The following is a 26,740-nucleotide window of genomic DNA, read 5'->3' as shown; positions in this document are numbered from 1 at the left end:
TGCTTTTACGGTATCGCCTGGATGTGCAATCCGGGAAACTGCTCGCACGCCGGTCACGCGACAGCGGCGGGGGTAAAGTCGCGGCTGCTGAGAAATTGCGGGCGCTGTCGCTCGGCGCCGAAGGGGGCCTGCGGCCTGTTTTCCACACTGTTGTAGACACACATCACCACCTGCCGCGGGTCGCCGGAAATATTGTCCGGCGAGCCGTGCAGCAGGTTGCACTCGTGGATCACCAGGGTGCCCGGGGTACCGGTAATGGCGTGGATTTCCCGCTCGCGCAATATTTCACTCATGGTTTCCGGTTGTGGCACCCCCAGGGTCTGCTGGCGCAGGGAGGATTTGTAGTTGTCCTCGCCGGTCCTGCCGCAGCAGGAGACGTAGAGCTGGTGGGAGCCGGGAATGACATACAGCGGACCGTTGTAGTGCGTATTTTCATTCAGCATCAGCCAGGCCGTCAGCGCGCGCATGCGCGGCATCCCGTCCTCCACATGCCAGGTCTCGAAGTCCGAGTGCCAGGCAAAGGAGCGGCCGCGGAAAGCCGGCTTGTTGTTGACCCGCGACTGCATCATATAGACCTCGGAGCCCAGCAGCTGGCGTACCATCGGCAGTACTTTCGGGTGGCGGAACAGGGCATCTATCTGCGGGCTGAAACGGCAGGGATTGAAGATGGTGCGCAACTCGTCATTTTCCGGCTCGCGAACCAGCTCTTCGCGACCCGCCAGTTCGCTGCGCATTCGCCCGATTTCTGTACGTAGCGGCTGCACCAGCTCCGGCAGGAAGTCCGGGAATACCAGGTAGCCGTTTTTTTCATAGTGATCGAGCTGGCCCCGATTCAGCGGCGATTCCTGTGACGGCGAGCCGCCGTATACCATCGGGTCCAACCTGGGGATGATTTGCTCCCCACCGCCGACGCGGGAAGGGTACAGATCATCAGTCATAAACGTGCTTCCTCCTCTGTAAACTTCTGGAACTCCCTGACAGATCGTTGCAATCAGGGCACGAGCGACCGGGTGCGATTGTAGTTTGCCAGGGCTAGTGGGCCGGAATATCGGGCCCGGTTTGGACGGCGAACGGGTCGCCGGGAAGACGTGTGGCCGAGACAACAACCGCAGTCGGGGATGTAAACGGCAGGCGCCAGCTTACCGGAGCGGTATTGCAACGCGTTGCCGGCGCAGAGTCAAGCGGTGCACTTCAGGAGCAGGTGTAGATCTCGTAGTCGTCCGCGTTTGCGCGGTAGCCCTCGATCCTGTGCGGCTGCATAAAATCATTCTGCAGCGCGCGGGAGATAATATGCTTGTTGTAGAGACCGACACCGGGCCGCTCCATGAATTCCTGCAGTGGCATCCACCGGGCAAGCCCGATCTCCACTTCGTCGATGGCGATAGCCCGGCTCACGGGGCGCAGCTTGCACACTGCGTAGATATTCGAGGTGCCGAACTGGCCGTCGTGGTGGTGGCGGAAGCTTAGCAGCCCCTCGAACGCCGTCTCCACACCGGTCTCCTCCCACACTTCGCGGACCACCCCGCTTTCGATATGTTCCCCCGGCTCGAGCATACCGCCGGGAAACTTGAAGTTATCCGGGCGCGTCTCCAGGTCGCTGCGCTCGACGATGGTGAGAATTTCCCCCTCGGCGGAAATGACCAGGCCGCCGACACCAATCGTATGGGTGGCGAATGGCGGCAGCGGTGTATCGGTCACCAGGCGCCGGGTCATTGTCACGCGGTCTCCCCGGCAGTGGTGGTATTCGAATTCCTGCTGCAGCGCCAGTGGTATCAGGTGGGCCAGCTCCGCCGGCAGCTCCAGCCAGACCGCCCGCATCCCCTGCTCGCGCCAGTGGTCGAGCGATAGCGACAGCCGCGCGCTGAAATCCGCGGCGCCGGCCGGCAGCGTCTGCGGATGAATGTGAATCCCCTGGAATCTGTTTTCACTGGCGGGAAGTATGCGCATTATCTGGTCCGGAAACTGAATCGGGGCGGGGCCATGAATGGATGTTACTGCAGAAAACGTTGCAGCACATAGGCCGCCAGCTGCCCCAGTTGTGGATGGTGGAAGGCCCCCGGCAGGGTCTCGATAATTTCAAAACCCAGCTCCTCGAACAGGGTCAGGGCCGATGTATCGTTAGCGGGCACATAGTCGAGCCGGATCTCCGCGAAATCGGCATCCTGGGCGCGGGCGATACTGTGTTGCACCAGCGCACGGCCGACGCCGCGGCCGCGGACATCCGGGCGCACCAGGTAGCAGGCGGTGGCGATATGGCTGTCGCCGTCATCCGGCTCCATCGCCAGGCGGTACATGCCGAGCAGGTGCGGGCCCTCCTCGGCCACCGCGACAATCTGTCCCGGCGCGGACCAGAGGGCGCAGAAGCGCTCCTGGTCGAGATCGCCACTGAACGGCAGCGGCAGGTCACTGTCGGCCACCGCGGTATGAATACTCCACATGGCTTCCAGATCGCTTTCCTGCGCCTCGCGAATATCCATCGACGGTTCCGCTGCCTGCATTGCCATTTACCTGACGATAAAACTGACCTGGTCGACACCGGTATTGCCGGTTTTCGGGTCGTGGGCGTAGACCAGCAGTTCGTAGACACCCGGCGATTGCACTGCCAGGGGCGCCGTGAAGGTGTTGGCCTGTTCCTGCATCTGTAGCGGGATGGTGTCGAAAGTCTCCCCGTCTTTTTTCACCAACGCTGCCACCTCGATATCGCTGCCGTCCCAGAGGCCGCCGTCGGTCAGCGGGCAGCCACACATCATCACCACATTGGCGCGGATCTCGAACGGGCTCTCGTCGAGCGTCGCGTAGCGGTGGGTCTGCGGGCTCAGCACGTCGACCACGAAGCCGGGAATCTCCACGATCAGGCCGTCGCCGTCGATTGGCTTGCCCGGCACCAGCCAGGTCTGGACCTGCGCCAGCACGCGCGCCTGTTTCTTGATATAGGGCGCCAGCACTTCCACCGTCAGGAAAACCGGCTCGTCGATATCCAGTGTAGCCTTGTAGGAGGCCGCTCCGTCGGCGATGGAACCGTGGCGGCTGTGGGGCGTCTTCATGATCAGCTCGGTGTTGCCGGTGCTGCCGCGGGTCAGGCCCTCGGCGAGGATGCGCCCGCTGTCCGCCTCGCGGATGCGCACCTGCGCGCCGCCGATGGAGCTGCCGATGAACTTGGCATCCTTGGCCTTGGCGCGCACGACGATATCCGTGGGTTCGGCCAGCACTGCGCCGGAACACAGCAGCAGTGCGCAAAACCAGGAAAGCAGTTTCAGCCTGGACATGATTCTCCCTCCCGTTTATTCCCCGGCCACAGGCTCCAGCCGGTAGAGGCCGGCGTCGCTGGTGTCGTTGAGCAGATAGATGCCGCCGTCGTCCGCCTGGCGCACATCGCGAATGCGGCCGAGCTGGCCCTCGAGCAGTGTCTCGCTGTCCACTACCTCGCCGTCGCGGATCACCAGGCGCAGCAGCTTCTCACTGCCGAGGCCACCGGCCAGCAGGTTGCCCCGCCAGCCGGGAAACCGTTCGCTGTCTACCACTGCCAGGCCCGACGGGGCGAAGCGGCCGGGATAGTAAAAAACGGCGTCGCGCATACCGGACTTCTCCTCGGTGCCGATCGCGTCCTCGCTGCTGTACTCCCTGCTGTGGGTCGCCAGCGGCCAACCGTAGTTGACGCCGGCCTGGATCAGGTTCAGCTCATCGCCGCCGCGGGCGGCGTGTTCGCTGGCCCAGACGCGGTCGTCGGCATCCACGGCCAGGCCCTGGATATTGCGGTTGCCGTAGCTGTAGATCTCGCCCAGCGACTGGTCGTCGCCGGCGAGCGGATTGCCCGGAGCCGCCGCGCCGGTATCGGTCAGGCGCAGCACACTGCCGGCGTGGTCACCGGTATCCTGGGCGCGCATGCGTTCCACGCCGCGCTCGCCGACGGTCATCATCAGGGTGCCGTCCGCGCGCCAGGCCAGGCGCGAGCCGTAGTGGCGGCCGGGCTGGGAGAAGCGGTCCTGCACGAACAATTCCTGGAAATCCACCAGCGCACCGCCTTTCAGCTTCGCCCGGCCCAGGGCCGTGGCATCGCCGCCGTCACCGGCCTTGGCATAGGTGATATAGATCCAGTCGTGCTCGCCGTCGCCGTACCGCGGGTGCAATACCAGGTCCAGCAGGCCGCCCTGGCCGACGACAGAGATATCCGGCAGGCCGTCCAGGTAGCGGATCTCCCCGTCGTCGACCAGCGCCAGGCGCCCGCGGCGCTCGGTGACCAGGAAGCGGCCGTCCGGCAACTCCGCCACCGCCCAGGGGTGATGCAGGCCGGAGGCCAGTTTCACGATACGGAAATCGTGCTCGCGGCTGTCGATATTGCCTTCCACCACTTCCGCGGCGCCCGCGGAAACCGCGGCGGTGCCTAGTAGCAGGGCCGCGAACCAGCGGCGACAGGATTGGGCAAACTCAGTCATTACTCTTTCCCCTTGGAGATTTCGATGCGGTCATTTTATTGGCCAGGTCGATTCCTGTCAGGTGTGGCAAGCGGTGCGCACGGCGTCCCCCACACCGGTTTCTCAGCCCGGCAGCAGGTGTTGCTGCAGTTGCTCGCGCACATCCGCCGGTATCGACGCCTTGGCCTGCTTCTCGTAGTCGAAGTGCACCATCACGCACTCGCCGCGGGCAACCAGCTCGTCTTTCTGCCATACCTCCTGGTGAATGGTGAGGGATGTATTGCCGATCGAGGTAATGGCGGTGCGGATCTCCACCGGCGAGAAGAGAAATATCTGCGCGACGAAATCCACTTCCATTTTTTTCAGGATCAGGTTCCATTTCGCCAGTGACAGATCGGGGTTGAAGAGGTGGAAAATCGGCAGGCGGCCCTGTTCGAACCACTGCGGTATCACGGTGTTATTGATATGCCCGAGGGCGTCGGTTTCGCAGAAGCGCGGTTCCACGCTGTATTTAAACATCGGTGCTGTTTCCCCGTCTGGTCAGAACATTGCCGGCAATGATACCGGGATAGCGCGAGTAACGCAGGGATTGCCTGACGGGAAGGCAGGGAGCCCGCCGCCGGGGACCCGGCGGCGGCGTGGGGAGGGATCAGGCTTTCCCGGTCTCCTCGATCCAGCGGTTCACACGCGCCTCCAGCATCGGCAGGGGCAGGGCGCCGCCGCCGAGTACCGTGTCGTGGAAGCCGCGGATATCGAACTTGTCGCCGAGCTGCTGCTTGGCCCGTTCGCGCAGTTCGAGGATCTTCAGCATGCCGATCTTGTAGGAGGTGGCCTGGCCCGGCAGGGTCAGGTAGCGGCGTACTTCGGAGCGCACGGCGCTCTCCGGTACGGCGGAATTCTCCAGGAAGAACTCCTCCGCCTGCTGCTGGCTCCAGCCCTTGGCGTGCAGGCCGGTGTCCACCACCAGGCGGATGGCGCGCCACATCTCGGCGGTCAGGCGGCCGAAATCCTTGTAGGGATCCTTGAACTGGCCCATCTCCTTGGACAGGTTTTCCGCGTACAGCGCCCAGCCCTCGATATAGGCATTGAAGAAGGCCTGGGTGCGGAACTGGGGAATACCCTCGAGCTCCTGTGCGATCGAGATCTGCATATGGTGGCCCGGCAGGCCCTCGTGGTAAGCCGTGGTTTCCATGTCGTTTTTCGAGTAGGCGCTCATATCAGACATGTGCACGTAGTAGACACCGGGGCGCTTGCCGTCCGGGGTGCCCGGGAAATAGTGCTGGGCGCCGCCGTCCACTTCGCGGAAGGGTTCCACCCGCTTCACCACCAGTTCCGCCTTGGGCAGGATGCCGAAATAGTCCGGCAGCTTGCCGCGGATCTGGTCGAGGAAGGCGCGGGTGTCGCTCAGGTAGCCCTCGCGGCCTTCGTCGGTGTTGGGGTAGTAGAACTGCTCATCGTCGCGTACGAACTTGAAGAACTCCTCCAGGCTGCCGTCGAAGCCCACCTGGTCCTTGATCGCCAGCATTTCCTTGCGAATGCGCTTCACTTCATCCAGGCCAATCTGGTGCACTTGGTCGGCGGTCAGGTCGGTGGTGGTGTAGTGGGCCAGGCGGTTGTTGTAGAAGTCCTGGCCATCCGGCAGGCTGCCGACACCGCGGGGCTTCTCGTCGGAGTGGCTGCGGTCGGCCTTGATCCAGGCGATGTAGGCGTCGTAGGACGGCTTGAACTCGCCTTTCAGGCTCTCGCGCACCTGCGCCTTGAGCTTGTCGGCAGTATCCTTGTGGATCTTGCCGTCTTTCAGCAGCGCATCGATTTTGCCGTCGGCATCGGCCAGCAGCGGGGAGGGTTCTTCACCGCCGAAGGGCTGGCCACTGATGACTTTCTGCGCCCGTTCCACGGCCAGGTCGTAGGCGAAGCGGGGCGGGCGGACGCCCTCTTTGGCCGACAGTTTGGCGCGCTCGAGGATCTGGTTCATCGCTCGGCTGACACCGCCGATCCGGGCGATATACGCCTGCATGTCCTCGAGCGTATCCACTTTGTGGAAATTGATCAGGAAGGTGGGCAGCTGCGATTCCGGCCCGCCCAGCTCACCGCTGAAGTAGTTGTGACGCAGGAACGGCTGGTCGGCCTTCTCCTGTTCGTACTGGAAGACCCACAGGTCGTAGGATTCCTTGCCGGCGGTGGTCAGCTTGTCGTAGTCGAAGTTCTTCTTCAGCTCCTCGACGGTCTGCTTGCGCCAGGCCAGCTGGCGGGCCTCCGCGGCCTCGCTCATATCGTCGATCTGGTCGTAGAGGTCCTTGCGGCCCAGCTGGCTGAGGCGCATAGGGCTGAACTTCAGCGCCTCTTCGAAGCGCGCGTCGAACCATTGGTTCAGGCGCTGGGTTTCGGTCTGCCGGGTAGTGGCCTGTTCACCTTCGGTGGCGCTGGCATTCTGGCCCTGCAGGGCGTTGACGCTGAGCTTGCTGACATCGGTCTGGCATCCGCTCAGGATCGCCAGGGACAGCAGGCTGGGAATCAGTGCGTGTTGCGGTCGGATTCGCATTTATTGTGCCTCGGTCAATTTTTATACGAAAAATCGCCGATTACTTTGGCACGATTTGGCACAATAGTCGATTGGAAGGAAGTTTGACCCGGCGCACTTGCGCCGAGCCGACAGGATTGCGGGATCAGGTCACCTATTCCTGCAGCGCCTGCTCGCGGCGCTGCTCGGCCATCTGGTTGATGATATGCAACTCGCGCTGCGGGAAGGGGATGGTCAGGCCCTCGGCCTCCAGGGCCGGCTTGAGCTTCTTCATCAGGTCCCAGTAGACATCCCAGTACTCCACATTCGCGGTCCAGACACGCAGATGCAGGTTGACCGAGCTGTCCGCCAGCGCGCGCACGGCGTAGGCCGGCTCCGGGTCGGTGAGGATGCGCTCGTCCTCGGCCACCAGCCGGCGCAGCACGCCCATGCCCGTCTCGATATCGTCGCCGTAGGCAATGCTGGCGACAATCTCGATGCGGCGGGTGGCGTTGCGGCTGAAGTTGGTCAGCGTCTGGCCCCAGATGGCGCTGTTGGGCGCGGACACGCGCAGGCCGTCGAAGGTGTCCAGTTCGGTGGTGAACAGGCCTACCTGACGCACGATACCCATGGTATCGCCGAACTGGATGGCCTCACCGACGCGGAAGGGCCGCAGCCCCAGCAGGATAAAGCCGGCGGCGATATTCTGCAGCGTATCCTTCAGGGCCAGGCCGATCGCCAGGCCGGCGGCGCCGAGCAGCGCGATCAGGCTGGTGGTGTTGACCCCGAACATGTCCAGGATAATCAGCAGGCCGACGGCGTAGACGGCCCAGACGGCGATATTGCTCAGTACCGGGATCAGCGTCTCGTCCAGTTTGTTGGACAGGCGGCGCACGCCGCGGCGGGCCAGCCTGGCGGCCAGGGCGGTGGCGATCAGGACCAGGATCGCGGCCCCAAGCTTCAGCAGGCCGGCGGTCAGCAGCGGCCAGTACTCCTCGATCAATGCGTTGTAATCCATCCGGCGTACACCTCCTCTAAAATTGGTTATTTCCGCAGCATAGGGCAATGCGGCGGCAGGTACAGGGATTACAGCAAATTTTTGCGTTTGGCTGAATCGATACAGTGCCGATACGCCGGGCAGGTGACCAGGTGATCGTTGACCATGCCGGTGGCCTGCATGAAGGCGTACACAATAGTCGAGCCGACGAAGTTGAAGCCGGCCTTCTTCAGCGCCTTGCTGATCGCATCCGACTCCGGTGTGATGGCCGGCACCGATTTGAGGCTGCGGCGGCGGTTGTCCCGTACGCGGCCATCGGTGAATTGCCAGAGAAACTCCGCCAGGCTGGTGCCGCCGTCGCGCAGCGCGAGGTAGGCGCGGGCATTTTTCACCGCCGACTCGACCTTCAACCGGTTGCGGATAATGCCAGGATCCTCCAGCAGTTTTTCGACTCTGCGGGGGGTATAGCGGGCGATTTTCTCCGCGTCGAAACCGTTGAACACCTTGCGGTAGTGTTCGCGTTTGTTCAGTACCGTGATCCACGAGAGACCCGCCTGCGCGCCCTCGAGCAGCAGGAATTCGAACAGGGTGGCATCGTCAGTAACCGGCCGGCCCCACTCTTCGTCGTGGTACCGGCGGTAGAGCGGGGTGGACAGGCACCAGCTGCAGCGTTTTTCTTTCACGAATATCCTACGGGTTATCTCGATCAGGCGCCGGTGAAGAAATAGTGCTGGATCAATTGCAGGATCAACAGCGTCGCCATCAAGATGAAAATAATATTGCTGCGGTTCATGCATTTACCTCGGTATTGCCGTTTGCGAGCAGGCCCTGTTGCAACAGCCAGCCGTGGCACTCGCGCAGCATGGTATCCAGGTCCACATCGCTGCGATAGTCGAGTTCGCGCTCGGCCTTGGCGCTGCTGGCACAGAGCCGGCGGGTAATCAGCGCGGCCTTCTGCGGCGTTACCCTGGGTTCGCGACCGCTGATACGCGACCAGACGTCAGACAGCAGGCCGATCGTGTGAATGACAAAGGCCGGTGTGGTGCGCGCCGGCACCGGTTTGCCCAGCAGCGCCGCGATGCGGCCGAAAAATTCCAGGAAGCTGGCTTCGATACCCGCGAGGATATAGTTTTCGCCGCAGCGGCCGCGGTGCCAGGCATTGATATGGGCCCGCGCCACCGCACCGACGTGGCAGAAAGAGCCCTGGCCGGGCGGCACGCCGGGCAGCTGGTCTTTTTCTATCAGGAAAAATGTCTGCGCCCAACTGCTGGTATCGTATTTGCCGACGACCGCACAGGGATTCAGGAAGACCGCGTCCAGTCCCCTGTCGATCTCCCTGCGCACCGCCAGCTCAGCCCGCTTCTTGGTGTACAGGTAACCGTAGCGGGGGTCGTCCGCCAGTTGCGGGCTGGACTCGTCGATGCGCTGGTGCCGGTAGCCGTAGGCGGAAATCGAACTGGTGACGATCATCCGCCCGGCATTCTTTTCCCGCGCCACCTGCGCGATATTGGCCGAGCCCTCCACATTGTCGCGCCACTGCCGCGCATTGCCGCCGCGCCACATGCTGGTATTGGCGGCCACATGGAAGACGGCCTCCACCTGTTCCGGCAGCGCCCGGCGCAGGGACTCGATATCGTCCAGCGACGCCTGCACCGGCTCCGTGCCCAGTGCCCGCAGGCGGGCGACATTTGAGCCGGGCCTGTGCATGGCGGTCACGCGCCAGCCGTCGGCGATCAATTGTTCGATCAGGTTGGCTCCGAGGAAGCCGGTACCGCCAGTAATGAATGCGTGCATTGGAATTGCTTTTTATCGGTTTTTCCAGTGTTGCCTCTCGGCTAATCTATGGCATTTCCTTTGGCAGTTCTACAGGGGTTTGAGATGAAGGGGTTGATCCAGCGGGTGAGTCACGCGCGGGTGGACGTGAACGGCGAGTCGGTGGGGTCGATCGACAGCGGGCTCCTGCTGCTGCTCGGGGTCGAGGACGGCGACGACCGCGAGAGCGCCGACAAGCTGCTGCACAAGGTGCTGCACTACCGCATCTTCGGCGACGAGCGGGGGCGCATGAACCTGAATGTGCAGCAGGCCGGCGGCGGGCTGCTGGTGGTGAGCCAGTTCACGCTGGTAGCGGAGACGGCACGCGGCCTGCGACCCAGTTTCAGCCGCGGCGCCACGCCGCAGAAAGCCGAGGAGCTGTACGATTATTTCGTCGGGCGGGCGCGCGATCAGTATGCGCCGGTGGCCAGTGGCGTCTTTGCGGCCGATATGCAGGTTTCGCTGTTAAACGATGGGCCGGTGACTTTTCTGCTCGAGACATAGCTATTGGGGGGAGTTCCCGGATTCCGCTGCGCTCCATCCGGGCTACGGGTCAGTGGGCCGGATCGTGGTCTGTAGTCCGGATGCGGGCGCGCAGGGTCGGAAACCCGGGGAGCACGCGGGCCACGGGTCAGTGTGCCGGATTGTGATTTGTAGCCCGGATGCAGGCGCGCAGCGCCGGAATCCGGGGCGCGGTGTTCAGGCAGCCCCCGCCGACATGCAGGCTTCGCTGTCGAACGACGGCGCGGCGACTTTCTTGCTGGCAACAGGGTCCGCGGACGACTCGTAGCGCGCCGACAGTTGCTTCAGCCGGGCCTTGCGCTGTTCCTTATCCAGCTCGCCGAGCCGTTCGGCGGCATCGTAGAATGCCGGCCAGTTTTCGCCACTGTCCAGGTAAAGCTGCTTGAACGCCGGCACCTGCGACTGGTATTCGGCCACCAGCGCCAGGGTAGCGTTGTTGGTCTTGTCGATATAGTGGCGATAGCGCTCCGGGTCGGGCCAGTCCGCCGACAGCTTCCGGTAGCAGGCGCGCAGCCGCGCCAGGGTATCGGCCTTGCGCACGCGTTTGGCGCTGTCCGGCAGCGACGATTCGTAGATTCCCTCGAGGCGCTCGCGCGTCGCCAGCATCAGGTGATTGACCGCCAGCGCCTGGGCGCTGCGGTCCGCGGCGGCACCGTCGTAGCCATAGCGTCGGCGCCAGTCCGGCAGCGCGATCTGTGAGACGGCGGTGGCGAAGCTCTCGTTGAAGCGGGTATCGCCGGAGATATAGACGCGGCGGTGGGCCAGCTCGTGGAACAGCAGGCCGGCGAGCCGCTCCGGCGACCAGCCGACAAAGCTCGACAGTATCGGGTCGTCGAACCAGCCCAGGGTGCTGTAGGCGGGTACTGGCCCCAGGTAGACATCGAAGCCTTCGCCCAGCAACTCCTCGCCCTTGGCCTGGGCATCGGCCTTGCTGAAATAGCCGCGGTAGCTGGCACAGCCGATCATCGGGTAGCACCAGCGCTTGGGCTGCAGCGAGAACTCCGGCGCCGCCAGTACATTCCAGATCGGGTACTTGCCCTCCAGCTGCACGTAGCTGCCGTAGGCCTCGCCCACCGGCAGCTGCAGCTCGCCGGCGGCGTAGGCGCGGATCGACTGCACCAGCAGCAACCGCCCCTGCAGTTTCCCGCCGGTTTCCGGCGCCGCCGCTACCCGTTCGATCGGTTCGCGCGCGGCGAGGATACGCAGCTGGCCGCTGACCGCCTGGGTGTAGTAACTCGCGGTTTCACAGCCCGGCAACAGCGACAGCACCAGAACCAGCGCCACCAGGCGAATGCCAGCCACCACAATGACCCGGCGGTTACTGATATACAATTTATTGTCCTTCAATTGTTTACCGATCGTTACTGGAGGTTCACCAGATGGAGCAGGCAGCCACGGGTACCGGCATTTCGCCTGTCGCCGCCGTTCTCACTGTATTCGCCCTGCTGTTCGCCGCCATCGCCTGGCTGCGCCTGCTGGGGATCTGCTTCCGCCGGGATACGCCACTGGGATTGATCGCCTTCTTCCTGCCGCCCGTGGCACTGCTGTTGCTGCTGCCGCAGAGGCGGGCCGAGCCGGAGCTGTTCCTGCTGGTGCTCGCGGCGCTTGTGTCTGCCAGCATAGCCGCTGTTCTGTGAAGTGACGGGGCCGGCCCCGGCATTCTGTTGATTTTTCCGCCAGCCGGAATTTTCCGGCGCTGGGGTACTCAAAGAGCTGCTATCAGTTGGATCGGGTTTATCGAGGACCAGCTCTATGTATCGCGCCGCCCTGACCGGTTTTCTCTGTGCCGGACTCCTGACCGCCTGCGGTTACAAGACCGACGGACCGGATATCGCTTTCGAGACACGCAGCTACCGGTGTGAAAACGGCGAGCGGCTGGAAGTCAAATACGCCAACCCCGACAGCGGGCCGTCGATGGCCACCCTGAGCTACAGGGGCACACTGGTGCCCATGCACCAGGAACCGGCCGCGTCGGGCGCCCTCTACGTGGCCGACAAGGGGCAGCCCGGCTATCGCTGGCACTCCAAGGGCAAGAGCGGCATGTTGATGAAACAGGAAATCGGCGAGACCGAAGAGGAGGTGCTGCTGCGCGACTGCATCAGCGGAGATTCCGGCCAGACCCGGAGTTGATTGCCGGCACTGCCCGAGAGCTACCTGCCGTGGTTTCCAGCCGCGGCGCGAACGGCATGCCAGGACACCAAGCCCCGCACAGTCCTTTGCCCGTAAGCGAATCAGGCGTTCTCTTCCCTCGGCTCCGTCTTGATCCAGCGGCCGAAGAAAATCCCCACCTCGAACAACAGCCACATGGGCACCGCCAGCAGTGATTGCGAGATCACGTCCGGCGGTGTCAGCAGCATGCCGATCAGGAAGCAGCCGACGATCACATAGGGGCGCTTGCTGGCCAGGGTCTTGGCATCCACCACGCCGCTCCAGATCAGCAACACCGTGGCGATGGGAATCTCGAACGCAAAGCCAAAGGCGAAAAACAGCTTCAAGACCAGGTCCAGGTAGCTGCGGATATCCGGCATTACCTTGATATCCGCGTGCGCGGCGCTGACGAAAAAGTCGAACAGGATCGGGAACACCACGTAGTACGCAAACGCCATACCGGCGTAGAACAGCACCACGCTGCTGAACAGGATCGGCGCCATCAGGCGCTTTTCGTTCTTGTACAGGCCGGGGGCGATAAACGCCCAGGCCTGGTAGAGCACAAACGGGATGGCGATGAAAAAGGCCAACACGAAGGTGGTCTTGAAGGGTGTCAGGAAAGTGGAGGCCACCTCGGTGGCGATCATGCCGGCGCCTTCCACCAGCCGCGCCTGCAAAGGCTCGGCAACGAAATCGTAGATGTCGGCGGCAAAGGGCACCATGCAGGCAAAAATGGCCACCACCACCAGCAGGGTCCTGAGCAGGCGGTCGCGCAGTTCGATCAGGTGATCGATAAACGGCTGCTGGCTGTCTGCCGCCTGGTGCTCGTCGGCGTTATCGCTCATTGCTGTTTACTGTTTTCCTGCGATGGCTCTCTATCGGACGCGGATGTTTCCGCGGCTGAGGATGCTTTATCCGCTGAGGGCTCGTTATCGGCCGAGGGCTCACTATCGGCTGAAGGCTCTCCAATCGAGGGCCCTCCCTCCGCGGTTGCGTGCCTGGCGTACTCGGGGTGGCTCTCTTCCAGTGTCGGGTCGCCGTGGTCGTGCCAGTGTTCCGGGTACTCAGGATCCACCAGGTCCTCGGAGTTTTCATCCTGTTCCGGCAGGTAGTCGTCCGCATCGGCGGACGGGTGCCGGGCGTCGTGTGGCTCCGCTTCCACCGCGGCTTTTTCCCCGCGGCCGCGATTCGCCGGTTGCGAATCCGGGTCGCTGAAGGCCTGCTCCATCTCGCGACGGCTCTCCTCCAGCTCGCGCATGATGCGCTCGTTGTGCAGCTCGCGGCGGATATCGTCGGCACCCACTTCCCGCTCCAGTTCCTCGCGCGCATTGTGCAGTGTGCGCTTGATACCGGACCACCAGCGCGCGGTGGTGCGTACGGCGTCGGGCAACCGCTCGGGGCCCACTACCAGCAGGCCCACGATGCCGACCAACAGAAGCTCAAAGAAACCGATATCGAACACAGGCGTAACTCTTGATTGTCCTGGGCTTGGTGATCCGGGACGTTACTTGTCCTGGGACTGCTTGTCCTTGTCTTTGACCGAATCCTGCTCCGGTTTCTCCGGCTCGTCGTGTTGCAGGCCCTCCGGTTCCTTTTTCTCTTCCTCTTCTTCGTCCTTGTTTTTGTCCTCGTCCTTGATCGCTTTCTTGAAGCCCTTGATGGCACCGCCCAGGTCGCCACCCAGGTTCTTCAGGCGCTTGGTGCCGAACAGCAGCAATACGATGACCAGGACAATCAGCAACTGCCAGATACTAATTCCACCGAATCCCATGGTTTTCTCCAGATTTGTTTCGCCTGCGTGCAGGCTCCTACAGATTAATCTTGCGCTCGCGAGGCTTTCTCTTCCAGGCCGGACAGGCCGAAGCGGCGCGCCAGCTCATCCAGTACGTCCTGTGAATCCGCCCCCAGGTGCGAAAGCATGACCAGGGAGTGGAACCAGAGATCGGCGGTCTCGGCGATCATCGCCTGGCGGTCGCCGCCGTTCTCGACATCCTTGGCGGCGAGTATCACTTCCGTGGCCTCCTCGCCGACCTTTTCCAGAATCTTGTTCAGGCCCTTGCGGTGCAGGCTGGCCACGTAGGAGCCTTCAGCGGCATCAGAGCCCTCAGCGGCATCAGAGCCCTCAGCGGCACGAGAGCCCTCAGCGGCTTGCCTGCGGCTTTCCAGTACCGCGTCCAGTTGTTGCAGCAGATCACTCATAGATGGCTTCCGGATCCTTGATCACCGGCTGGTTGATACGCCAGTCGCCGCCGTCCAGCACACGGTAGAAGCAGCTGGTACGGCCGGTGTGGCAGGCGATGCCGCCCAGTTGCTCCACCAGCAGCAGTACCGTGTCGCCGTCGCAGTCCAGGCGCAGTTCGCGCACCTGCTGCACGTGGCCGGAGGACTCGCCCTTGCGCCACAGTTTACCGCGGGAACGCGACCAGTATACGGCGCGTTCTTCCCCGATGGTGAGCGCCAGTGACTCGCGGTTCATCCACGCCATCATCAGCACGCGGCCGGTCCTGGCGTCCTGGGCAATGGCCGGCACCAGGCCGTCGTCGTTCCAGGCGACCTGGTCGAGCAGGGCGGTGTTGGAATCTGCTTTGGTCAATGTGTCTCCTTAAGACTTCCTGACTCTGTATTGTAGGTTGGGGTGAGCACCGCGAGCCCCAACACAGCGGTCCCCGCGGTGCGCACGGCGCACCCTATGGCCAGAGCAGCAGGGCCAGGGCGGCGATGCCCATGGCCCAGCCGGCGGGCGGCAACTGCGCCAGCCAGCCGGGGGCGGCGACTGCGGCGGTACCGGCGGCCAGGATGACGCCGGCGGCGCGGCGCAGGTACTGGCTGCGGCCGCGGCGGTGGCTGCCGGCCAACTGGTCGCCGATATTCTCCAGCTGCGGACCCAGCTCCCGCGACTGCTCCAGCGAGGAGTAGACCAGCTGCGGCAGGTGCGGGAACTTCTCCAGCCATTCGGGCCCGTAGCGCTGAATCTCGGCCCAGATGGTCTTCGGGTGGATGCGGTCGCGCATCCAGCCTTCCAAGAATGGATGGGCAGTCTTCCACAGATCCAGCTGTGGATAAAGCTGCCGGCCCAGCCCCTCGATATTCAACAGGGTTTTCTGCAGCAGCACCAGCTGCGGCTGCACCGCCATATCGAACCGGCGCGCCGTCTGGAACAGGCTGATCAGCACCCGCGCGAAGGAGATCTCCCCCAGCGGCTTTTCGAAGATCGGTTCGCAGACGGCGCGGATGGCGGCCTCGAAGGTGTTCACCGGTGTGTCCCGCCGCACCCAGCCGCTCTGCACATGCAGCTCCGCCACCATGCGGTAGTCGCGGCGGAACATGGCCAGCAGGTTGCGCGCCAGGTAGTACTGGTCCTCCCGCGACAGGCTGCCGACGATGGCAGTGTCCACGGCAATATACTGCGGCCGCTGCGGATGCTTGCGCGACACGAAGATATTGCCCGGGTGCATGTCCGCGTGGAAGAAGTTGTGCTGGAATACCTGCTTGAAGAAGATCTCCACCCCGCGCTCGGCCAGCCGCTTCATATCCGTGCCCTGGGCCTTCAGCTGGGCGATATCCGTCACCGGAATACCGTCGATACGCTCCAGCACCAGCACGTTCTCGCGGGTGAAGTCCCAGTAGACCTCGGGGATATACAGCAGCGGCGAGTTGGCGAAATTGCGTTTCAATTGGGTGGCGTTGGCGCCCTCACGCACCAGGTCCAGCTCGCCCTCGATGGTGTGGCGGTAGTCGTCCACCACCTCCACCGGGCGCAAACGCCGGCCGTCCGGCACGAAGCGCGCCACCCAGCGGGCCAGCACCTGCAGCAGGCGCAAGTCCTGCTCGATGACTTTGTCGATGCCCGGGCGCAGCACCTTCACCACCACCGACTCGCCGCCGTGCAGGCGCGCGGTATGCACCTGCGCCACCGACGCCGACGCCAGCGGCTCGCGCGAGAATTCGGCGAACAGCTCGTCCACTGGCGCGCCGAGCGCGCGCTCGACCAGGGCGATACAGTCGTCGCTGGGGAAGGGCGGCACATTGTCCTGCAGGCGGTCCAGCTCCCGGACCATATCCGGCGGCAGCAGGTCCGGGCGCGTGGACAGCAGCTGGCCGAACTTGACGAAAATCGGCCCCAGCTTCTCCAGCGCGCGGCGCAGCCGCTCGCCGCGGCCCATCTTCGGCTGCGGCAGGATTTTGAGAGGCAACAGCAAACCGCGCAGCCACAGCGGGCGCCGCTCGGCGGGTACCAGGCTGTCCAGGCGGTAGCGCAGGAAGACCCGCGCGATGGTAAAACTGCGTGCGACGGGCAAGGTTATTCGCCCCCCATGTGCGAGAAGCGCTCGTGCAGAATCCGTACCCGCGCCTCCAGGCGATCGGTGGCCAGGGCCAGATCCTGCAGGTCGTCGGTAAAGGCTTCGAACTGCGCCACAGGCGGCGTCAGCTGCCACTCCTCACTGACCGCCTCCGCGGCCGCGGACGGCGCCCGCTCCAGGTTGCCGCGCAACCAGCGCGCCGCCGAGCGCAGCGTCTCGCCCACCGCGTGGGCCGGCACATCGCCGACGATCTTCGCCAGCGGCTCCTCCCAGTCGATCTCCAGATCGCGCAGGATCGACTGCAGCTCCGCCAGCAGCGCGCTGGACCCGGAGATGCTCACGCCCAGCTTGGCCGGCGTGGCGTCGGTGTCGCGGATCAGGCGCAGGAAGGCGATGGCGGAACCGCGCAGGCGGGTGGTGACCTCGCCCTCCCAATGGTGGCGCACCCGCACCTGGTCCCCCTCGATGCAGAGGCAGAACTGCAGGCTGGGCGCCGTCAGGTCCAGACCCAGGGCCTTGCCGTCCAGCTTCTGCAGCCGCGCGCGGGTGCCCGGGTCGTATTGCAGGGCGGTGTTGATGGCGGTTTCCAGCGCGGCGTCGAAGCCGGCGCGAAAGGTTGGGTCCAAGATTGTGTCCTTAACTCATCTATCCAGAGGTCTACGCATTCGCCGGTGGCACTAGCCGGGGCGCGGTGCGTCTTTCCGGGACTGTCTGCGAGAGGGACCTCGCAGACAAGCCTCCAGGGACGGATTTACGGCGTGTCCCGGAAAGGCGCACCGCGCCCCGGCTCCCCGAACGAAGCCTCAACCTCACTGACACGTCAGGGCTTGATACCCTTGTGCAAAGCGACGATACCGCCGGTCATATTGTGGAACTCGCAATCCACAAAACCGGCATCGCTCATCATCTGTTTCAGCGTCTCCTGGTCCGGGTGCATGCGGATGCTCTCCGCCAGGTAGCGGTAGCTGTCGGCGTCGTCCGCCACCAGCTTGCCCATAAACGGCAGCAGGCGGAACGAGTACTGGTCGTACACCTTCTCCAGCAGCTTCGACTCCGGCTTGGAGAACTCCAGCACCAACAGGCGGCCGCCGGGCTTCAGCACACGCAGCATCGAGCGCAGCGCCAGGTCCTTGTCGGTGACATTGCGCAGGCCGAAGGCGATGGTGATGCAATCGAAGGTATTGTCCGGGAAGGGCAGGTACTGGGCATCCGCCTGCACCGGCACCACATTGCCGGCGACACCGCGATCCAGCAGCCGGTCGCGGCCCACTTTCAGCATCGACTCGTTGATATCCGCCAGCACCACCTGGCCCTCCGGCCCCACGATGCGCGAGAAGCGCGCCGTCAGATCGCCGGTGCCGCCGGCGATATCCAGAATCGCCTGCCCCGGGCGGGCGCCGGACAACTCGATCGTGAAGCGCTTCCACAGGCGGTGGATGCCACCGGACATCAGGTCGTTCATCACATCGTAGCGCGCCGCCACCGAGTGGAAGACATCCGCCACGCGGCCGGCCTTCTCATCCACCGGAACCTCTTGATAGCCGAAGTGGGTGGTCTTGCGATCCTTCATGGTGTGCCTGCTGAACCAAAATCTGGGGCCACATTGTACATTGCCCGGCAAGCCGCGGCACCGGCCGCTCACTAAACTTCAGGAAGGCATACCGGCACAACCAGGCACAACGGAGGCAGAGACACCATGGCCTACCGGCTGCACGGCGACACACCGATCGGGCGCGCCCTGCGCGATGCGGCCCGGCAACAGCTGGCAGATGCCGCCGAAGACCTGGCCGCGCTGCCGGAAGAAGAGGCCGTACACGCAACCCGCAAGCACTGCAAAAAACTGCGCGCCCTGTTGCGCCTGGTGCGCGCCGACACCGGCGACCTCTACCGCTACGAGAACGCCCACTACCGCACCCTCGCCAATACCCTGTCCGCCAGCCGCGATGCCGTCTCCCTGCGCGACGCTCTGCAGAAGCTGGCGCCGGAGAATCCCTTCCCGCAGATCCACAGCTTCCTGGAGTCCCGTGTCCAGCGCACCGAAGAACCGGCCCTGCGGGCCGCCGCCGAACTGCTGCACCAGGGCGCCGCTCGCATCGACCACTGGCCGCTGGACGACCTGCACTGGCGCAGCGCCCGCAAAGGCTACCGGCGCAGCTACAGGCGGGCCCGCAAAGCCATGAAGAAGGCGTTCGACGAACAGACGACGGAGCACTTTCACGAGTACCGCAAGCGGGTAAAGGACCAGTGGTACCACACGCGGCTGCTGGAGGATAAAGACTCAAAGGCCGTGGGCGGCCGGCGCAAACCGCTGAAAAAGCTGGCCAGCGCGCTCGGGGACTGGCGCGACCTGCAGTTACTGCGCCGGCACCTGGTGCTGGAAGGGCAGTCGTTTGGGGGCGAGCTGATCCCGCTGCTCGACGCTATCGAGACACGGCTCGACGAATTGCAGCGAAAGATGGAAAAGCGCAGCCGCAAACTGTTTGCGGACAGGGCGTTCGCTTTCGGCGACTGATCCCCACTGCCATCCACCCGATCCAGCATTGCCCCCTCAAATTCACCAAAAAATGTGATAGCTTCAACATTATCGGCGCCAATTGGCGCCCAGAAAGGGAGAAATGGCCAGGATGTTGGAATGGCTGAACACACATATCGCCTACTGGCACTGGCTGGTCCTCGGCCTGCTGCTGGTAACCGCAGAAATCTTCGTTTCCGGATTCGTACTCTTCTGGTTCGGTATCGCCGCGCTGTTGATGGGGGCGTTGCTGATCCTCATCGACATGCCGATTGCACTGCAACTGCTGCTGTGGGCCGGCATCTCCATTGGCCTGGTGATCGCCTGGTACAAACTGATCCGCCCGCAATGGAAAGACCGCACCACCTCCGGTATGGCCGCCGAGGCACTGGCCGGACAGGTGGGCCTGGCACTGGAATCCAACGCCGGCCGCAACCGCGGCCGCCTCAAATTCCCGGCGCCGATTCTCGGCGAGGAGGAGTGGCAGTTTATCTGCAACGAGGAAGTCGCCATCGGCGACCGGGTCCGGGTAACCGACATCTCCGGCAACACCCTGATAGTCACCCGCCTCTAGCAAGCAAGGAGCCAACAAACAATCGTCATTCCGGCAAACGCCGGAATCCAGCAAGCCCCCAAAGCCCCGGATTCCGACCAACACCGCAGTGTGACTAACCGCACTTACCCAAAAACCTAAAAGAACTTTAACGAGCATCAGACCCGCAAAAAGGAAACAGTAGTGGAAGGTTTATCAGTCATTCTCGCCCTGGTGGTACTCATCGTCGTCACCATCGCCATGGGCGTACGCATAGTCCCGCAGGGCTCCAAACATATCGTCCAGCGCCTGGGCAAATACCACAAGACACTGACACCGGGCATGAACATCATCATCCCCTACGTCGACCAGGTCCCCTACAAAGTAACCACCAAGGACATCGTGCTGGACATTCCCTCCCAGGAAGTCATCACCCACGACAACGCCGCCATCATTGCCAACGCCGTGGCCTATATCAATATCGTCTCGCCGGAGAAGGCCGTCTACGGTGTCGAAAGCTACGAGATAGCCATCCAGAACCTGATCCAGACTGCCCTGCGTTCCATCGTCGGCGAAATGTCACTGGACTCGGCGCTGTCCTCCCGCGACCTGATCAAGGCAAAACTGAAAGAGGGCATCTCCGACGATATCGCCGACTGGGGGATCAACCTGAAAACCGTCGAAATCCAGGATATCAACCCGTCCCAGACAATGCAGAAGGCAATGGAAGAACAGGCCGCAGCCGAACGCCAGCGCCGCGCGACCGTGACCCGGGCGGAAGGGGAAAAGCAGGCGGCAATTCTGGAAGCGGACGGACGACTGGAAGCCTCCAAGCGCGACGCCAAGGCGCAGGTGGTGCTGGCCGATGCCAGTCGTGAGGCTATCGAGCGAGTTTCGGCCGCTATTGGCGAGCAGGAGATGCCGGTGATGTATCTGCTGGGTGAGCGCTATATCACGGCGCTTTCGGAGCTTTCGCAGTCTGATAATGCGAAGAACGTGATCTTGCCGGCGGATTTGCCGCAGGCGGTGAAGGGGTTATTGCACAGATAGCTACGATAGAACCCGAGTCCGCATCGGCCTGGGTTAACCGGTATTCTGGTTAAAATTTCTAAGGCGAGGATTAGCTTTGCCATCAGCTTGTTATAAATAGCAGGACAAACATGCTGTTCTTTCAAAATTTAACCCCTTTGCCTCAACGCGCTCCGCGCTAAATACGTTCCGGCCGCCCCAGTTTGCGGCATTATGAACTTTTGAAGGAGATAGAAGTTGGCGGCCAAAAAAAAACCAACAAAAGTCTATACGTTCATTGATACCAATATCTTCCTGGATTTCTACAGGTCTCAAAATGAGACCTCTTTGGCATTGCTTAGGAAGTTGGAGGGAGTCAAAGAGAATGTTATCTGTACTTATCAAGTAGAAATGGAGTTTCTCAAAAACAGACATAGAGCCATCATCGACAATATATCTGATAAGAATTTAAATATTGATCCAAGATTGCCAGCTGTCATGGATGATAGCAATTTGAGTGGCAGCCTGAAAAAACATAAATCAGACCTAGACAAAAAGAAGAAAGAGCTTAAAAAAAGGGTCTCCAATATTATTGGAAATCCTGTGCTATACGATCCAATTTATAAATCATTAGAAGCAATATTCTATAGTAAAAACGACCACGTTCTTACCAGAGACATGAAAATTCGCCACAAAGTAAAAAGACTGGCTTGGCGAAGATTTATACTTGGATATCCCCCAAGGAAGTCGACCGATACATCAATAGGCGATGCATTAAACTGGGAGTGGTTTATTCATTGTGCCCAAAAATATCCGGGCAAGTACGTGATAGTTTCAAGAGATTCAGACTATGGAACTTACTATAACGATAAAGCCTTTCTCAATGATGCATTAAAAGCAGAATTTCGAGATAGAGTAGGGAAGAAATCTATAACATATAAAACAAAACTTTCGGAAGCTCTAAAGCTCATGGAGGTGACAGTAACACCCGCTGAAGAGAAGGTCGAGCAAGAGCAAATGGCGAATGTAGACTCTCAGAATCAGAGTTCAAAAAATAAGGAGAAAAAGGGTATGAACACGTTAGAGAATCTGTTGAGGCTGTTCGATGAACCTGGATCGCCGAATTCATAACCAGCGCTGCAGGGGAAGTGCCAACGTTATGACCTTTGTATTAGACTCTGCCGCTTCCAATCTTGTACAAAGGTGCATAGCATTGTTCGCATGTGAGGGCTACATTCAGGCTGTAAAAAACTCGGGTGACTCTTAATGAAACTAACTTTTCGTACGGAGAGAGCGTTGAAATGCTTTTCGAGCTGCAAAGCAAGCCATGAGTCACATAGATGCGCGATCTCGTAGGTAAGATATAACCTGACGATAGAGGCCGGCGTTTTCTACAGTCTCGTAAGCCGAATCACAAGAAACGCAAAGAGAAGGAAGAATCTTCCTGAACTATTCAAAAAGACGATGTGTAATGAAGAAAGAACTATATAAAACTAAACTCGGAAAACTGTATATTGGCGATTCAGTTGAATTGTCTAGGTCTTACTTGCGCCGATACTATAAAAATAAATTTAACTTAATCATTACATCACCACCTTTCCCCTTAAATAACAAAAAACGATATGGAAACCTTCAGGGCAAGGATTACTATAACTGGTTCATGGAACTCGCACCAATATTTTCAGATTTGCTTGCTGATGATGGCTCTCTTGTTATCGAGATTGGCAATGCCTGGGAACCAGGACGTCCTGTGCAGTCGCTGCTTCACTTAGAATGCTTGCTTGGCTTAGTTAAGAACCCTGAAGCCGATTTGCGTTTAATTCAGGAATTTATTTGCTATAACCCGTCTCGCCTTCCGTCGCCAGCCCAATGGGTAACTGTCAATCGCATTCGAACTGTCGATAGTTACACACACGTTTGGTGGATTGCGAAGAACGACTTCCCGAAAGCCGACAACTCAAAAGTACTGCGCCCTTATTCCAAAAAAATGGAGCGGTTGATCAAAACAAAGAAGTTCAATGCAGGAAAGCGTCCATCAGAGCACGGCATTAGCGACACAGCGTTCGCGAGGGATAATGGGGGTAGCATCGCCCACAACCTCTTCGAGTTAGATCCTATCGACTCCAGTCGCGATGTTCGCTTACCACACAATGTGCTTAGCCTTTCCAATACCAACTCAAACGATTACTACTTCAAAAGATGCAGAAAGGAGAATATCACTCCTCATCCTGCGCGCATGCACGGTGGCCTGATCAATTTCTTCACAGAATTCCTTACTGAAGAAAACGATCTGATTCTCGATCCATTTGCAGGCAGTAACACAACTGGATATTTCGCTGAAAGACTTAAGAGAAGATGGATTTCAGTAGAAGCAAACGAGGATTACGCTTACGACTCTATAATTCGATTCGAAGAGCCAAGCTTGGATTCTAAATTAGAGATATTCGCCGAAACAGGAGCAGAGCGTGTTAGAGCAAAAGCTTAGAGAAATTTTAGATGTCGATATATTCAAAGAAGGGCGAAACAACGATAATTTCATTGGTCGCCCCTTCTATTTAGATTATGAAAATGCACAGGTACTTGTTTCAGATGCCTGGAAGCACCGGGTTAAGGGTATACCACAAGGAGCATTTCTTTTGGCTTTTTATGACGGTGAAGATGGCGTTGAGGAGGCAGTACTTCTCCGTGCTCTTACACCATCAAAGTTGCCAACCGATAATGATGTTGTGAGCTCCATGATTGAATACTACAAAGATGGCTCCGATATCAGCGGCCGAGCTGGCAACAACAGAAGTAGCAAACTCGACGATTTCACTCGATATGAGTTCAGTTTTTCTGGTCTTCAGTGCCGAGTTCTTGGGGCTTTCTATAAGCTAAAAAAAGAGGTCGATCGAGATGGCGAAAAGACTGTATTAGAAACTCTTGAGTTCGGGGCGGATCTTGAAAACTTTTACTCCGCAAATAACTACAGCGTGTACAAAGCTACTGATTCTGTATTGCGAGAAATAGTAAACCAGCGTGACGGCAGCATTGTCGCCGGTAACGAAAATGAGTTCAAAATAGGCGCCATACGATACAGCTCCAGCAGGAGATTCCAGTCAACTATAGACGATGTAGAGGTTTATATTTGTCCACAGGATTTCGTCGGTAAGCGCACCGCCGCTTTCGGCATGACACGAACGGGTAAGTCGAACACCATAAAAAAGATCATTGAAGCGACAGCAGAGATTTCTCGCAAAGCTCAAAACTGCACGTTATCTAATTCGACTAATGAGCTGCCCCCCTTCACCGACGAAGGATCACCACAGTTCCCAGTCGGTCAAATCGTTTTCGATGTAAATGGTGAATATGCCAACCCAAACCTCCAAGACGAGGGTACAGCTATATTTGAGTTGTATGAGGATCAAGTAGAGCGATACTCAATAGTTGATAAAACAGACAAAGGATTTAAGGTCTTAAAGGTCAACTTCTACAACGAACTTCAGGCTGGCTTCAAATTAATCACAACTGGTCTCGCTGACCAGGCAAGTACTTATATCAAAAGCTTTTGCACCGTTGACCTTACAGAGCCAGAGAACTACAGGAAATCACCAGGAGAAAAGACTAGCGATGAACGGCACGCTGCTATTGCTTACGATAAGAAAGTGGCGATCTATAAGTGCTGCCTACATGAGGCTGGATTTAAGCTGCCTCCAAATAAAAGCCAAGTGAAATTTTTCGGAGATGCAAAAACTGTAAATCAAATTGTGCCAAATTTATCTCCTCATGAGGGACTAAATTTAGATCAAGCGACAATTTGGTTTAAAGACGTATTTGACGCGATGGCCGATGATGAACACCGTCAAAAGTTCGATGATTATCGTCAAAAAAAAGAAAAAGATTTTTTTGATGAGGACATGATTGCACTCCTGACTTTTCTTACTCGAAAGCCCGGACCAGGAAAACAAGCAAGTTATAGCGGTTTTCGCCTTTTTCGGCAATTCCAAGGATTACACACAAATTTATCTAGCTCTTCGTTTGAAGTCGAAATCCTCACTGCGCTACGAAATGGAAGGATCATAATTATAGATCTATCACAAGGGGAAGAAAAAATACGAAACCTTTACTCCGAAAAGATCACACGAAAGATTTTTGAAGACTCCATGGATAGGTTTACTAAAACGAAGGCAAGTAATCATATACAATTCTATTTTGAGGAAGCGCACAACCTATTCCCCAAAAAAGAGGATAAAGACCTTAGTGACATCTACAGTCGTCTTGCCAAAGAGGGCGCGAAACTTAACCTTGGTATGACATATGCCACCCAGGAAGTCAGCTCTATTAGTGCTAATATTCTCAAGAACACACAAAACTGGTTTATCGCCCACCTGAACAATGAAGACGAACTCAAGGAGTTAAGGAAGTATTATGACTTCTCCGATTTCATAACTTCGCTTCTAAAATTCAGCTCGGGGAATGACAAAGGCTTTGTGCGCATGAAGACATACACCAACCCTTTTGTTGTTCCCGTACAAATCGACCGCTTCTTGGCTAACAGGGGGGGCTGAATATGGGCACTACGAGCAGAAGCCATAAGCCTAACGAGTGGGCGGCAAAGATTAACCATACCCACATCATCAACGACCCGTTTATCAAAGATTTCATAAGCAAGTGCACCCTTCCAAAGGATTGTTCTGATATCGAAGAGAGTGATACGGATAGCTTCGAAACACTCAAGAAAGATATCGACAACCCTATAAAACACATACTTGCTGTTGATGGCAGTTATACAACCGTCGAGGTAAAAAAGAACTTTCCAAGCGCCCAGTTCGCATTCTTTCAGTTTGGCGCAGTACTTTTTAATGTAGAGGACCTGGAAAGCTTATCGGAAAAGCCCTATATTTTTCCTGAAGATATGCAAAAACTGCACAACTTGCAACGCTTGAAACTTGCAATACCGATCAAAAACATCGTCTCCAAATCAGAGTCTTCTCTAAAGAATTCTATTCGTAAAACAATTTATGATTTCTTTATAAAAGAACGAGATAGAATGAGCTTCATGGAAACCTTGAAGTGGTTCGTATTTGAAGAATATAGAAATAAGCCACTTGACAGCTATTCTCTAGCCAGCAATCCGAATTTAGATGCCGGCACGGGAGAATTCATTCTAAACCGAAAATCAATCAATTCAGACTACACGTTCGACTCTCCTGACGGAACAGTCTATCTCACCGACGTGTTCCGGTTTCACGAAGCCGTTGACGAGGAGCATGGAGCTGGTGGAATTTTGGGATACCTAACAAGGCTCATAGAACAGCTGATCCTCGTCCACTTTATACGCTTTATCCTAAAGCACCAGAAGCGGCTGTTAAATGAGTTTCTCTTTATTGCCGACGGCCCTTTAAGCTTTTCCGGGCAAACAGCCAATATGCATACTCCGATGCGCAATCTTTGCAATCATCTACTACAAACCAACAACCTGTTCATTGTTGGCCTGGAGAAAAGTGGCCCATTTGTGGAGCATGCGCAGGAAATTTCTGCCCCACCTACAGGAGAACCTGTACTACCTAAAGGGAAATACATACTACTCGACAACAGCTATATCTATAAGTACATTGTTCCTGGCGACCCTTTAAGAATGCATTACGGAAGTACATCATATTACAGCGGCAAAGTAATTTTCCACTCCAAAGACGGTCAAATATTAGTGCTTACCGTCCCAGTTCCAGGCAAGGGTTCAATCCTAAACCCTCAGAAAGCAGACTATGCCAATTTGGATATTGTTCTTTTAAATATCCAAAATCTTAAATGTGACATGTATGATGATGCAATAGTGCCAGTAGCTATCGCAAACAAGTTGGTGTCATTAGCAAATCATCCGAGCAAAGTACTACTCGAAAAATTTTCCACTTCTACAATGGTGGAACCCTAAAAATGGCCAGCTAGTGTGCCGTACGGTTAATTCGCACCAGCAATCATGCTATTCTTTGCCGATGGCCAGACCACACAGCACATAT

General features: G+C 58.7%; 29 protein-coding genes. 10 read left to right on the top strand and 19 right to left on the bottom strand.

Features of this window, described 5'->3' with window-relative positions; all coding sequences use genetic code 11:
• Positions 1-53: 53 nt before the first annotated feature.
• From MWN76_RS12645 to MWN76_RS12600, 10 genes are all read right to left on the bottom strand, one after another.
• Positions 54-938: a phytanoyl-CoA dioxygenase family protein gene (locus MWN76_RS12645; protein ID WP_250461789.1), complete on the bottom strand. Its 885-nt coding sequence runs from the start codon at positions 936-938 to the stop codon at positions 54-56.
• Positions 939-1,191: 253 nt separating this feature from the next.
• Positions 1,192-1,947, bottom strand: coding sequence for an NUDIX domain-containing protein (locus MWN76_RS12640; RefSeq protein ID WP_250461788.1), 756 nt, complete (start codon positions 1,945-1,947; stop codon positions 1,192-1,194).
• A gap of 44 nt (positions 1,948-1,991) precedes the next feature.
• The gene (locus MWN76_RS12635) at positions 1,992-2,498 is read right to left on the bottom strand and encodes a GNAT family N-acetyltransferase (protein WP_250461787.1); all 507 of its coding nucleotides are present in this window, start codon (positions 2,496-2,498) and stop codon (positions 1,992-1,994) included.
• A gap of 6 nt (positions 2,499-2,504) precedes the next feature.
• Positions 2,505-3,266 (bottom strand): hypothetical protein, encoded by a 762-nt coding sequence (locus MWN76_RS12630; protein ID WP_250461786.1) that lies wholly within the window; start codon positions 3,264-3,266, stop codon positions 2,505-2,507.
• Positions 3,267-3,281: 15 nt separating this feature from the next.
• On the bottom strand, positions 3,282-4,433 hold the full coding sequence (locus MWN76_RS12625; protein WP_250461785.1) for a PQQ-dependent sugar dehydrogenase: 1,152 nt from the start codon (positions 4,431-4,433) through the stop codon (positions 3,282-3,284).
• A gap of 102 nt (positions 4,434-4,535) precedes the next feature.
• Positions 4,536-4,931, bottom strand: coding sequence for an acyl-CoA thioesterase (locus MWN76_RS12620; RefSeq protein ID WP_250461784.1), 396 nt, complete (start codon positions 4,929-4,931; stop codon positions 4,536-4,538).
• A 130-nt stretch (positions 4,932-5,061) separates the two neighbouring features.
• Positions 5,062-6,954 (bottom strand): DUF885 domain-containing protein, encoded by a 1,893-nt coding sequence (locus MWN76_RS12615; RefSeq protein WP_250461783.1) that lies wholly within the window; start codon positions 6,952-6,954, stop codon positions 5,062-5,064.
• A gap of 133 nt (positions 6,955-7,087) precedes the next feature.
• The gene (locus MWN76_RS12610; protein ID WP_250461782.1) at positions 7,088-7,930 is read right to left on the bottom strand and encodes a mechanosensitive ion channel family protein; all 843 of its coding nucleotides are present in this window, start codon (positions 7,928-7,930) and stop codon (positions 7,088-7,090) included.
• 68 nt (positions 7,931-7,998) lie between these two features.
• Positions 7,999-8,592, bottom strand: coding sequence for a DNA-3-methyladenine glycosylase I (locus tag MWN76_RS12605; protein WP_250461781.1), 594 nt, complete (start codon positions 8,590-8,592; stop codon positions 7,999-8,001).
• Between the two features lie 106 nt (positions 8,593-8,698).
• Positions 8,699-9,703, bottom strand: coding sequence for an SDR family oxidoreductase (locus tag MWN76_RS12600; protein ID WP_250461780.1), 1,005 nt, complete (start codon positions 9,701-9,703; stop codon positions 8,699-8,701).
• Between the two features lie 84 nt (positions 9,704-9,787).
• Here MWN76_RS12600 and dtd point away from each other — a divergent pair, with 84 nt between their 5' ends.
• Positions 9,788-10,225 (top strand): D-aminoacyl-tRNA deacylase, encoded by a 438-nt coding sequence (gene dtd / locus MWN76_RS12595; protein WP_250461779.1) that lies wholly within the window; start codon positions 9,788-9,790, stop codon positions 10,223-10,225.
• Between the two features lie 195 nt (positions 10,226-10,420).
• Here dtd and MWN76_RS12590 read toward each other — a convergent pair whose 3' ends face one another.
• Positions 10,421-11,575, bottom strand: a complete 1,155-nt coding sequence (locus tag MWN76_RS12590; protein ID WP_250461778.1) for an aminopeptidase — start codon at positions 11,573-11,575, stop codon at positions 10,421-10,423.
• 47 nt (positions 11,576-11,622) lie between these two features.
• Here MWN76_RS12590 and MWN76_RS12585 point away from each other — a divergent pair, with 47 nt between their 5' ends.
• Positions 11,623-11,880, top strand: coding sequence for a hypothetical protein (locus MWN76_RS12585; RefSeq protein WP_250461777.1), 258 nt, complete (start codon positions 11,623-11,625; stop codon positions 11,878-11,880).
• Between the two features lie 115 nt (positions 11,881-11,995).
• Positions 11,996-12,373, top strand: coding sequence for an MliC family protein (locus MWN76_RS12580; RefSeq protein WP_250461776.1), 378 nt, complete (start codon positions 11,996-11,998; stop codon positions 12,371-12,373).
• A 101-nt stretch (positions 12,374-12,474) separates the two neighbouring features.
• Here MWN76_RS12580 and tatC read toward each other — a convergent pair whose 3' ends face one another.
• The 8 genes from tatC to ubiE all read right to left on the bottom strand — a co-directional run bounded on the left by tatC (position 12,475) and on the right by ubiE (position 18,262).
• Positions 12,475-13,236, bottom strand: coding sequence for a twin-arginine translocase subunit TatC (tatC, locus tag MWN76_RS12575; RefSeq protein WP_250461775.1), 762 nt, complete (start codon positions 13,234-13,236; stop codon positions 12,475-12,477).
• Positions 13,233-13,853 (bottom strand): Sec-independent protein translocase protein TatB, encoded by a 621-nt coding sequence (tatB, locus tag MWN76_RS12570; protein ID WP_250461774.1) that lies wholly within the window; start codon positions 13,851-13,853, stop codon positions 13,233-13,235. Before tatB ends, tatC begins: the two co-directional genes overlap by 4 nt.
• Positions 13,854-13,895: 42 nt before the next feature.
• Positions 13,896-14,162: a Sec-independent protein translocase subunit TatA gene (gene tatA, locus MWN76_RS12565; RefSeq protein ID WP_250461773.1), complete on the bottom strand. Its 267-nt coding sequence runs from the start codon at positions 14,160-14,162 to the stop codon at positions 13,896-13,898.
• Between the two features lie 44 nt (positions 14,163-14,206).
• A complete protein-coding gene (locus MWN76_RS12560; protein ID WP_250461772.1) occupies positions 14,207-14,590 on the bottom strand; it encodes a phosphoribosyl-ATP diphosphatase in 384 nt (127 codons plus the stop codon).
• Entirely contained in the window at positions 14,583-14,984 is a 402-nt protein-coding gene (gene hisI / locus MWN76_RS12555) for a phosphoribosyl-AMP cyclohydrolase (protein ID WP_250461771.1), read from the bottom strand. Before hisI ends, MWN76_RS12560 begins: the two co-directional genes overlap by 8 nt.
• 94 nt (positions 14,985-15,078) lie before the next feature.
• Positions 15,079-16,689 (bottom strand): ubiquinone biosynthesis regulatory protein kinase UbiB, encoded by a 1,611-nt coding sequence (gene ubiB / locus MWN76_RS12550; RefSeq protein WP_250461770.1) that lies wholly within the window; start codon positions 16,687-16,689, stop codon positions 15,079-15,081.
• A gap of 2 nt (positions 16,690-16,691) precedes the next feature.
• On the bottom strand, positions 16,692-17,318 hold the full coding sequence (locus tag MWN76_RS12545; RefSeq protein WP_250461769.1) for a ubiquinone biosynthesis accessory factor UbiJ: 627 nt from the start codon (positions 17,316-17,318) through the stop codon (positions 16,692-16,694).
• Positions 17,319-17,512: 194 nt separating this feature from the next.
• Entirely contained in the window at positions 17,513-18,262 is a 750-nt protein-coding gene (gene ubiE, locus MWN76_RS12540) for a bifunctional demethylmenaquinone methyltransferase/2-methoxy-6-polyprenyl-1,4-benzoquinol methylase UbiE (protein ID WP_250461768.1), read from the bottom strand.
• Positions 18,263-18,388: 126 nt separating this feature from the next.
• On the opposite strand from ubiE, the gene MWN76_RS12535 reads away from it, so the two are divergent.
• The 7 genes from MWN76_RS12535 (at position 18,389) to MWN76_RS12505 (ending at position 26,655) form a co-directional block, all read left to right on the top strand.
• Entirely contained in the window at positions 18,389-19,204 is an 816-nt protein-coding gene (locus MWN76_RS12535; RefSeq protein ID WP_250461767.1) for a CHAD domain-containing protein, read from the top strand.
• Between the two features lie 103 nt (positions 19,205-19,307).
• Entirely contained in the window at positions 19,308-19,778 is a 471-nt protein-coding gene (locus MWN76_RS12530; RefSeq protein ID WP_250461766.1) for an NfeD family protein, read from the top strand.
• A 162-nt stretch (positions 19,779-19,940) separates the two neighbouring features.
• Complete coding sequence (locus MWN76_RS12525) at positions 19,941-20,786, top strand: SPFH domain-containing protein (RefSeq protein WP_250461765.1); 846 nt, start codon at positions 19,941-19,943, stop codon at positions 20,784-20,786.
• A 216-nt stretch (positions 20,787-21,002) separates the two neighbouring features.
• Positions 21,003-21,875, top strand: coding sequence for a PIN domain-containing protein (locus MWN76_RS12520; RefSeq protein WP_250461764.1), 873 nt, complete (start codon positions 21,003-21,005; stop codon positions 21,873-21,875).
• 340 nt (positions 21,876-22,215) lie between these two features.
• On the top strand, positions 22,216-23,229 hold the full coding sequence (locus MWN76_RS12515; protein ID WP_250461763.1) for a DNA methyltransferase: 1,014 nt from the start codon (positions 22,216-22,218) through the stop codon (positions 23,227-23,229).
• Complete coding sequence (locus MWN76_RS12510) at positions 23,210-25,291, top strand: ATP-binding protein (protein ID WP_250461762.1); 2,082 nt, start codon at positions 23,210-23,212, stop codon at positions 25,289-25,291. Before MWN76_RS12515 ends, MWN76_RS12510 begins: the two co-directional genes overlap by 20 nt.
• 2 nt (positions 25,292-25,293) lie before the next feature.
• Positions 25,294-26,655: a DNA double-strand break repair nuclease NurA gene (locus MWN76_RS12505; protein WP_250461761.1), complete on the top strand. Its 1,362-nt coding sequence runs from the start codon at positions 25,294-25,296 to the stop codon at positions 26,653-26,655.
• Positions 26,656-26,740 lie beyond the last annotated feature (85 nt).

This window comes from Microbulbifer litoralis (assembly GCF_023634065.1).
In the GTDB taxonomy this organism is placed as follows: Bacteria; Pseudomonadota; Gammaproteobacteria; order Pseudomonadales; family Cellvibrionaceae; genus Microbulbifer; species Microbulbifer litoralis.
The sequence above is the reverse complement of the archived record's forward strand: the minus strand, read 5'-3'. Positions and strand labels throughout refer to the sequence as shown.

What these genes read in the sequence shown, in the direction of transcription:
- MWN76_RS12645 (WP_250461789.1), bottom strand. Translation starts at nt 938, where the DNA reads ATGACTGATGATCTGTACCCTTCCCGCGTCGGCGGTGGGGAGCAAATC.
- MWN76_RS12535 (WP_250461767.1), top strand. Translation starts at nt 18,389, where the DNA reads ATGGCCTACCGGCTGCACGGCGACACACCGATCGGGCGCGCCCTGCGC.
- MWN76_RS12630 (WP_250461786.1), bottom strand. Translation starts at nt 3,266, where the DNA reads ATGTCCAGGCTGAAACTGCTTTCCTGGTTTTGCGCACTGCTGCTGTGT.
- MWN76_RS12615 (WP_250461783.1), bottom strand. Translation starts at nt 6,954, where the DNA reads ATGCGAATCCGACCGCAACACGCACTGATTCCCAGCCTGCTGTCCCTG.
- dtd (WP_250461779.1), top strand. Translation starts at nt 9,788, where the DNA reads ATGAAGGGGTTGATCCAGCGGGTGAGTCACGCGCGGGTGGACGTGAAC.
- MWN76_RS12600 (WP_250461780.1), bottom strand. Translation starts at nt 9,703, where the DNA reads ATGCACGCATTCATTACTGGCGGTACCGGCTTCCTCGGAGCCAACCTG.
- tatC (WP_250461775.1), bottom strand. Translation starts at nt 13,236, where the DNA reads ATGAGCGATAACGCCGACGAGCACCAGGCGGCAGACAGCCAGCAGCCG.
- MWN76_RS12515 (WP_250461763.1), top strand. Translation starts at nt 22,216, where the DNA reads ATGAAGAAAGAACTATATAAAACTAAACTCGGAAAACTGTATATTGGC.
- ubiE (WP_250461768.1), bottom strand. Translation starts at nt 18,262, where the DNA reads ATGAAGGATCGCAAGACCACCCACTTCGGCTATCAAGAGGTTCCGGTG.
- MWN76_RS12625 (WP_250461785.1), bottom strand. Translation starts at nt 4,433, where the DNA reads ATGACTGAGTTTGCCCAATCCTGTCGCCGCTGGTTCGCGGCCCTGCTA.
- MWN76_RS12585 (WP_250461777.1), top strand. Translation starts at nt 11,623, where the DNA reads ATGGAGCAGGCAGCCACGGGTACCGGCATTTCGCCTGTCGCCGCCGTT.
- MWN76_RS12580 (WP_250461776.1), top strand. Translation starts at nt 11,996, where the DNA reads ATGTATCGCGCCGCCCTGACCGGTTTTCTCTGTGCCGGACTCCTGACC.
- MWN76_RS12505 (WP_250461761.1), top strand. Translation starts at nt 25,294, where the DNA reads ATGGGCACTACGAGCAGAAGCCATAAGCCTAACGAGTGGGCGGCAAAG.
- MWN76_RS12610 (WP_250461782.1), bottom strand. Translation starts at nt 7,930, where the DNA reads ATGGATTACAACGCATTGATCGAGGAGTACTGGCCGCTGCTGACCGCC.
- MWN76_RS12640 (WP_250461788.1), bottom strand. Translation starts at nt 1,947, where the DNA reads ATGCGCATACTTCCCGCCAGTGAAAACAGATTCCAGGGGATTCACATT.
- MWN76_RS12620 (WP_250461784.1), bottom strand. Translation starts at nt 4,931, where the DNA reads ATGTTTAAATACAGCGTGGAACCGCGCTTCTGCGAAACCGACGCCCTC.
- tatA (WP_250461773.1), bottom strand. Translation starts at nt 14,162, where the DNA reads ATGGGATTCGGTGGAATTAGTATCTGGCAGTTGCTGATTGTCCTGGTC.
- MWN76_RS12560 (WP_250461772.1), bottom strand. Translation starts at nt 14,590, where the DNA reads ATGAGTGATCTGCTGCAACAACTGGACGCGGTACTGGAAAGCCGCAGG.
- MWN76_RS12635 (WP_250461787.1), bottom strand. Translation starts at nt 2,498, where the DNA reads ATGCAGGCAGCGGAACCGTCGATGGATATTCGCGAGGCGCAGGAAAGC.
- MWN76_RS12530 (WP_250461766.1), top strand. Translation starts at nt 19,308, where the DNA reads ATGGCCAGGATGTTGGAATGGCTGAACACACATATCGCCTACTGGCAC.